Genomic DNA, 8156 nt, shown 5'->3' with positions numbered 1-8156 from the left:
ACGTTTCATCATACTGTTTTTTCATCTGAAACACCTCTTATATAGAATAATTTATCTCTATACTGTGTTCCAGTTTTACTGTACCACCTCAAAGAAACTTCCAGCCGTATTCCTTAAACATTCCCACATGATAAAAATCTAAAAAAATTATTAGTCAAGATTAATTATAAAGAAAAAATGAAAATATAAATTTATTTGAAATTTGGGGGTACTTATTAAAACCGAGAAATTTATAAAGAAAGTATAACGTACTTAGTTAGAGAAAAAGGAATGAATGGTAAAATAGATCTTATTATAGAGTTTTGTTTTATAGAACAAATATAGTATGTAAAATTTACATTACTTTTGTATTTAAAACAAGGGTAACTTAATATTGATTAATACTTTTAAAATATTTTCAATATACATATTAACTTCCTCTGAAAAACATATTGTCTTTTGTTAACATACAAATATTGAATGTTACTTAATCTCTATATGCGATAAAATAAATTATGGATAAAATAATAAGCTACCTGTATTACGTAGTAAAAAACTAAGTAAAGGAGAAAAATTAATGAATTTAAAAATCACTTTTAAAACCTCAACATGTGCATTTTTGATCTTATCGTTCGGTTCTATGGTTTTTAATGTAAGTAAAAATAATAGATTAAATACTGATGGAACTTAGTTATCAAAAGAATGGAACAATATCAAATTAGTTTGTTCAAACCAGGATGTAAGTTGGGATGAACAAGCTAAATGGGGAATAGATTTGCTTAGTTGGAAAATTTCTATCCCCCCTTTTAATTGTAAAATAAATGATTCTTGTATTTGAAAAGACTTTAAACCAGCGTTTTCTAGAAACCAGGAGCATAAGTTTACGGTTTTAACCTTAGGTGTATTAAAAAAGAAAGAATGTGTGAAATATGAAAAAAACTTTAACTAGCATACTTACTGTAACAATTGCAGCAGCCTCTCTGCCAGTAACAGCGTTAGCTGCAGATCATTCTGATCCTGTCACAAAAAATGGAGAAAGATTGAAATATAATACATCGTATTATCTAAAGGATAAAAATTTACCTGATAAAGGTGGCGTCACATTCGAACATTGGGGCTTAGATGATTTTGTTCTTTTTGCCAATACAGTAACGGATAATGGAACGCCTATTATTTTTGAGAATAAAGATGGAGCAGATGGATTCATTGAATCTACCGATGAAATAAGAATAAAATCAACTCAATCAAGTAAATCGGGTTTACACTATTGGGCACGTGATACATTACTTGATTCTATTTATTTAAGTTATGACAATACGACAGATCATATTATTTATGGATCATCTGAAGATAATTCTATAGGTATTGGGAGTATTCAAAAAGAAATAAATGAGAGTAGTATAGGATTAGAATTGTTTGATTTTAATGAATATCACGGAGACAATGTAGAAAAAGCTTGGATGGGGTCAATAAATTATCCATATTCATATGATTCCAATGAAAATAGATTCATATTATCTTTGAATAATCTACAAACCCCTTTTGAAGTGATTGAAGTTAGTGAATAAGACTGTTTTGCTACAGAGATAAAAATATAATGAAATAATGAATGTGCAATACATTTTTATAGATGATAGATATTGCGTATATTCATACAAAGAAGGGCTGACTATTTAGCCGGATTAATAATTGGATGACAAATAAATATCCGCATAACAAAGGCATTATTAATCTTGTGATTTCATCAAAAAATTGTTGTTTGCCCTTACATAGGTACAGTTTATCATAAGAGTTTGTACAAACAATAGATAAGAATAGGAGTCAGATATATGACCAGAAAAATATATACAAGCTTGTTAACTGCAACAGTTATTACGAGCAGTTTAGGAACAGCAAATGTATTAGCTGCGCCAATGACTAATCCCGAGCAAATATTATCTATGGAAAATATGGATATCGGTTCATTCTCTAGTTCTTTACGAAAATTAGGAGAACAAGCCACATTATTACAAGCATATACATTTATAATAGAAGATCAACCTGCTCTCTATCTCCCACGGGTCCCTGCGCTACAAGATATACAACAATTAATTCAAGCAGATACGAAAGAATGGCGCCAAAGAATTTTCCATAGACATTTATTAGACTTAAATGAAAATAATCGTAGTTTTATTAATATTTTTAACACATATGTAGAACAGGGGAATCTAGAGGGAATTCAAAAAAAGTTAAACAGTAGAAAAATAGAGCAACAAGTTGCTCTTCAACAAACTATTAATGAGTTAGAAGATTTTAAAGATGTATTAAATAAACATCAAAATAGTTTTACAAGGCGTGTTCAAGAATCTGATAATTTTTTAAATGGGGGATCGGGACGAATTGCTGAATTGAAAAAAGATATTCAAATAATCAATGTTGGTCTACAAAGTGATCTAGAGGCAATTAGTTCTGTACCTGGGATATTAGTTAACTCTGGAACGATTATAGGTAGTGCAGTATGGAAATTACTTTATCCAGTGGCTAAGGGAGGGACTCAATCAGCTTTAAGTTATCTTGCGACAGCAAATAAAAAATTAGAGGACGCAAAAAAAACTGCTATAGATAAGGCTAAAAAAGATGGGATAGAAAATATAGAAACTGAAAGAATTATCAAAGAAGTGGAAGATAATTTTGCTAAGAGTCCAGAAGGATTAGCGCTTGAAGCGAAAAAATATGATTTTATGGATAAAATTGATATAGATCAAATAAAAAAAATTGTAGACGCGGAAGCTGCAGGTAACGCTGCTCTCTTAAAACAGAGAGATGCTATTTTAAGTTTAGCAGAAAGGAACCATCAGCTATTTACATTAACTCAAAATCTAAAAGCAACTGAAATTCAATCCATGCACATTCTTTTTATTGAAAGCAAAGTAGATATGTTTGCTGAACAAATTGATGCGGAAATTTTCCTTTTGAAAAAACATCAGAAAGACTGGAATATTATTGAACAGGCTATAACAGATTTACCCCAAAAGCCAACGACTGCGGATTTGAAAACATTAAGGAAATTATGTAAACAATTAGAAGATCAAATCAAAAGCTTTAATAATGTGTTGAAATAATAAATAGGTGAGGAGAGGTTAATATGCGAAAATATCCATATAAAATTTTGGCTATTGCTTCTGTATTAACAATGGTGAATGTAAATTTAATACCACCGATACAAGCGCTTACGCAAAATCAGGCTATAAGAACACAATATCAAAAATCACAATTGAATCCACCTAAAGTAGAGTTACAGCAACAACTTATGAGCATGAACAATTATTATGTCGCAATGCAAGTCTACTCACAAATGATCACAGGGCAGGCTGATATTAATTTAGAATCCGTAGATTTAGATTCTAAGAATAGCACGTTAAAAAAAGAATTGTCTGCTCACCAAGAAGCTGCACGAGAAAATGCAAAATATTGGGATGGTGATTTAAGGAAAAAAATAATTGGTGTTAATCAAGGAATTATTAGTTATGATAATCAATTTCAGCAATATAGCAAAAGCCTGGAAACAGCGATTGCCGAAGAAGATAAAGAGGCAATAAAAACCATGATTACAAAAAGGCTCATGAAAAATGCAAAAGAACAACAAGAGACTGTTAATGATCTAATTAACAACTTCGAGAAGTTTGACGATAAATTAATGAATGATAATCAAGCATTTGAAGAAGATGGAAGACGATTAGTATCAATTTTAGCTGGAGAAGATTCTCTTATAGACGAGCTGGAAAAACAAATCTTAATTTATAATACTACAATTGATCAAAACTTAAAATATCTAGTTGGAGGCGCATTAGCAATGGGCGTTGGCCTTGGGGCAGGTGGATTAGCGATTGGACTAATTGCTTTCTCTGGAGGAATATTAATTCCTGTTATTTTAGGAGTAGGGGCTCTAGCAATTATAGCAGGTGGTGGATATGAAGCATATACAAACTATGATTCAATGAACAATGCTAAAGAAGGACTGGAAAATGCCACACAGCAGCTATCAACGGCTCGATCCGCACTTATAACCTTAACAGAAGCACAATCTGCTGTAGGTAATTTGCACAAAACGATCCGCGAAGCGCGTAACACTTTAGGCCATATATCTACCCAATGGGGAATTACATATGCAAAGTATAATACGTTATTAAAAGATATAGATGAAATGAGCCCAGAAGAATTAGAATTTATTAAAGACGATTTAGAGGTTGGCAAAAATAGTTGGGCGGATTTAAGAAAGTGGGCAGAAGAGATTCAAAAACAAATATCCGCGGTTACTATCCCAACAACAAGCCAATCCGCGGCTCGGATTCCGTATGATGGAAGGTAGATCTTAATTTATATTTTCGACATCCACATATTGCTTTTACACTATGTAATAAATTATTGTAATTCACATGTAGACAACTTTAGATAAGGAATATTTCTACAGAAGATTTTAAGTTAGGTATTCAATAGATGTTATACAGTTAAGACCTACAAATATAAAAGAAAAATCACCAATGTTGTAAGAGGTGGATTCTCTTTTATAAAATGACATATAAAACTACTGAATTATGTAGGTGAAAATATGAATATATTATTTTACAAAAAAAAAATGATTGCAATACTAACGATTGGGACTCTAAGTATTAACGTATTCCCAACTCTTTTGGAAGCGGCACAAAGTACCCCAATTATTGGACAGCAAGAAATGTATTTTTCGTGTCCTACTGAGTTTAAAAGTGCACTTGCACAAACCGATGCTAGTATGATTATCATGCAATCGTACGTTAAAAATATACAAAAGCAACCAGAAATATTTTTAGAAAATATTCAAATTATAGATGATGACCTACGTTCAGATATTATATACCATCAAAAAATAGCAAAAGAAAATGCTATCAAATGGGAGAAAGTGAAAAATAATATTTTGAAAACCAATCAAAGTATTATTGAATTTAATACTCAAATTCAATTACAGTACCAACATTTATTTATGGCTCTTCAAGAGAAACAATCCGAGAAATTACAATATAATATAAAAAATTTATTGGATCTTGTTTCGCAAAATAAAAATAAATCTGAACAAATGGCAGGTATGCTCCAAGAATTTCAATTCAACATAGAAGAAGATGTAAGAAATTTTAAAAAAGATGTGAATATTTTAATGCCGATTATAGATAATGAGATAGGATATATTTCAGGTTTACAAAACCAAATTAATGCGAATTATGAGGTTATCAAAAAAAATAAAGACATTCTGTGGGATTTAATATCTTCTGGTCGTGCCAACACAAACAATCTTGCTGATGTAAAGAAAAAGATTGCAACCACAGAAACCGATATACAAAGATTGAAAGCAAGTTTGTCTGGGATACAATCTGATGTTTCTACTTTAATAGATACCCAAAACAATATGAATAATATAATAGAAGTAATTACCCTAGCCATAAAGGCTCTTCAAGAAATAAAACAACAATGGGATATTGTTCAAACGAAATGTACAAGTTTATTGAAATCTATAGATGATATGGATCCTGAAGTACTTGAATTGATGAAAGCCGATCTTATGATTGCAAAAAAAGAATGGCAAGATCTTAAAGAATATGTGGAGCAATTACAGAACTTATATGAAAATGAAGAATAGAAAAAAGTTTCTACTGGAACCTGACTTTAAACGTTGAAACTAAAGATTTGATTTTGGATAGAATTTGAACGGTTCTATTGCAAAGTTGAATAAAGAATAGAGAAATCCAGATAGAAGTTTTTTATTTTATGAACTTATTAATAAATTTTACAATTCATTACACGTCGAAAAACCGAAATCAGTACCCAGATTTCGGTTTTTTTTATATAAAGCATGAACAGTTTCAATACCTTTTAAGGTTTGTGATACGTGACGAAGATTTTGAAATCCTGCGGATTTGACAAAACGTCGTTTTACATGTCGATGATCTTGTTCAATAAGATTATTGACATGTTTGACGGTACAATATTTAATATGTATATAAATCATCTTTTTGTAATTTTTTAGATGCACAGAGAAAAGCTGAGGCCTTGTCTGTCGTAAGAACCGAGGGTTCTCAAAAATGTTTTACCAATCTTTTCATAAAGACATAAGCGGCCTGATGATTACGTGTTTTTCGAAGTTGAAAATCCAGTGTATGTCCATCACTATCAATGGCGCGATATAAATAACACCATTCTCCGTTGACTTTGATATACGTCTCATCCAAATGCAAAGTATGGGGTACTGATTTCTTTTTCTTCTTCCACATTTGATAGATCAGATTTCTATATTCATGCACCCAACACATGAGAGTTGTTGGATGAACGGAAATGCCACGTTCTTTCAGGATTTCAGATACATCACGATAACTAAAAAAAACGACAATAGTAGTCAACGTCTACTATAATAATATCCTTCTTGAACTGTTTTCCTTTAAAATATCGCATGTATCATTTTCCTACGCATATTTTTTCTACAGTTTAGCTTCATTTAAAAAACTTTACAACAAAACCTCCACCATCTTGTTTTGGTCTGTTTACAAAAGGCAAATTGATATTATAAAAACATCTTAATAAAGGATAAGATAGATTTATGCATTCTAGCTCGTATAGGAGGTGTCCCATATGTTTGACCCTATCTTAAACCCTATCAATACACAAGATAATACAAATATAATTGATTTGTATATATAAGTAATGGCTATACATGCCCGTTCAATGAGGCAATATGCGTTGTTTTTTAAATCTAAATCTTATCACAAGGGAGGCGCTTATATGATTTATACGTTTTATGATTTTTCTGAGTGTTGGGATGGTGCTGATTGTTACGAGCAATAAAAAGTTGGAAAGGGACACATGAATGCCCCCAGGTCGTGCTGTCTGGTATTCTCTAAAGTGGGAAACATACTTACTACAATCCTACTGAGAAGACTTTGGAGCTTTTCTTATTTTTAAAACGAGCGATTCCACTACATACAAGAAAGGGAGATACGATGATTATTATTACGGGTATAGAGCCACCTATGGATTATTGATCGATTGAAATAGTAATTTTTTAATGAAATGCGTAAGAAGGGTCTATCATTCTTGCTTTAATAGGTTTTAAAGAGGACATATTCTTTGATTAGTATAGATGTTTATAATGGTTTTGGGGAATGATACCCCTTATAAAACCCTATTGAACATTGTAGTTTATACAAATATTGTTCTTATTATAAGTGGACTTATTAATACAATTTTAAGTCTAATCTTTGGTACTGGAATGACTCAATATACGAGTTTAGGGTTATTATTTACGGAAGGTACATTTGCATATGGAATTGGTAATACCATTGAAGTGTTCTATGTATGAAATTTAGTCTTAATTTGGCTTGGATTACATATTACAGCTAGATTAAGCAAAGTGACAGCATTGATTCCAATTATTATTCTATTCATTATTAAAGCGTTCTTCTTATCCGCAATTTTGTGTTTAAACGTACAATTTTCTTTTTTGGATATGGTGACCCCTATTATTTCGGTTGTATTGATATAGTTAATTCTTTTTATTCATTTATATCTGTATCTTTCGGTTATAAATCCTTAAACCGAGGATTCATTTTTTTATGGTACGTTACATTTTTCCGTTATAAGATAAAATGGAAATAAAGCTAAACCTATTGACAAAACACTCGATATATTTTTTAAAATTAGAAACATTAAAAAATAAAAATGATTACATCAGTAATGCCACAAGTCAGCTTCCTATTTTCCCGTATTTTAACATTGATGATTGTATTCATTCAAGTATTGATTTATTTAATTTTATTCTCTGAAAAGTAATAACCTCCCATCAAACAGTATGACAGGAGATTATTAAAGCGATTTTAAATTAGTATTCGCTAAGCGAATTTTAAAAGTAAACTTCTTTATTTCAAGTGGTATATGTGTATTAAAATTCTACATTTGTTACGTGATACACATGCCCATCAACTTAAGAGAACAAATAGAATGAAATTCCTTTCCAAAGGGTTACAAACTGTTCAACAGATGGATTATTCTTAAAAATTCGCATGCTAAATAAACTCTAACGAGTTTTCTTTTGTTCCCTAGCTATACTATACTCATAATGAACACCCATGATATCAAAGACCGTTTTCTTCTCATATCGATGAGATTTCCGTCCGTTT

Annotated in this window: 4 protein-coding genes and 2 pseudogenes; 5 read left to right on the top strand and 1 reads right to left on the bottom strand. The window is 30.9% G+C overall.

Annotated elements, in window-relative coordinates; translation table 11 throughout:
- Positions 1-908: 908 nt before the first annotated feature.
- The 4 genes from F3I02_RS19650 (at position 909) to F3I02_RS19635 (ending at position 5626) form a co-directional block, all read left to right on the top strand.
- Positions 909-1547, top strand: coding sequence for a hypothetical protein (locus F3I02_RS19650; protein WP_196477885.1), 639 nt, complete (start codon positions 909-911; stop codon positions 1545-1547).
- 261 nt (positions 1548-1808) lie between these two features.
- Positions 1809-3080 carry an HBL/NHE enterotoxin family protein gene (locus tag F3I02_RS19645; RefSeq protein WP_196477886.1) on the top strand — a complete coding sequence of 424 codons (1272 nt, stop codon included), beginning with the start codon at positions 1809-1811 and terminating at the stop codon, positions 3078-3080.
- A gap of 23 nt (positions 3081-3103) precedes the next feature.
- Entirely contained in the window at positions 3104-4327 is a 1224-nt protein-coding gene (locus tag F3I02_RS19640; protein WP_196477887.1) for a ClyA family alpha-helical pore-forming toxin, read from the top strand.
- 240 nt (positions 4328-4567) lie between these two features.
- Positions 4568-5626, top strand: a complete 1059-nt coding sequence (locus F3I02_RS19635) for a ClyA family alpha-helical pore-forming toxin (RefSeq protein ID WP_196477888.1) — start codon at positions 4568-4570, stop codon at positions 5624-5626.
- A gap of 147 nt (positions 5627-5773) precedes the next feature.
- On the opposite strand, the pseudogene F3I02_RS19630 reads toward F3I02_RS19635, so the two are convergent.
- A pseudogene (locus F3I02_RS19630) lies at positions 5774-6435 on the bottom strand (IS6 family transposase).
- A gap of 685 nt (positions 6436-7120) precedes the next feature.
- Here F3I02_RS19630 and F3I02_RS34050 point away from each other — a divergent pair.
- Positions 7121-7522, top strand: a pseudogene (locus tag F3I02_RS34050) (YIP1 family protein); the annotation flags it as partial.
- Positions 7523-8156 lie beyond the last annotated feature (634 nt).

This window comes from Bacillus sp. SRB3LM (assembly GCF_015712745.1).
Classification (GTDB): domain Bacteria; phylum Bacillota; class Bacilli; order Bacillales; family Bacillaceae_G; genus Bacillus_A; species Bacillus_A thuringiensis_K.
Note: the sequence above shows the minus strand (reverse complement) of the source record. Positions and strands in the feature narration are given on the sequence as shown.